Source organism: Parendozoicomonas verongulae (genome assembly GCF_009711465.1).
Classification (GTDB): domain Bacteria; phylum Pseudomonadota; class Gammaproteobacteria; order Pseudomonadales; family Endozoicomonadaceae; genus Sansalvadorimonas; species Sansalvadorimonas verongulae.
Genome location: NZ_SMME01000635.1, coordinates 1 through 410, shown reverse-complemented (window position 1 = coordinate 410; position 410 = coordinate 1). Strand labels below are relative to the sequence as shown.

General features: G+C 46.3%; 1 protein-coding gene. It reads left to right on the top strand.

Annotated elements, in window-relative coordinates:
• The coding region (locus tag E1189_RS23125; RefSeq protein WP_196221053.1) for a hypothetical protein at window positions 1–410 on the top strand (410 nt) is incomplete at both ends.

Here is a 410-nt window from a genome sequence, read left to right as displayed (position 1 = left end):
TAAAGAGAATATCAAAAGTTGTTCTTTGTTTGGCAACTGGGCCGCTTCCACTAGTTCACTCGCTTCGGTGGTAGATGGTTTGGTTCGTTCGGATCAACCCGTTGATATTGTGTTACAAGAGCTTCAGGGCTTACACGAAAAAATGGTTCAGAGCAGCTTAGCCAACCGCAGCGACTGGCAATCTTCCATAGTCTGGATACTCACTTGGGCCTCTGACCGTCTGGGCATTCATTCACCTAAGGTTATAGCCATTGCTCAGGTCGCTATCCAGCAAAATTGGCTAGCACCAGAACATTGTCCTGATACTAATGCAGGGACACTTCATGTCCTGCTAAAAAGGCTGGACGCTGCCAATGAACTCAGACCATTGGTACAACACTGCTTGAAAAACTGGTATGCCCATTTTTTTG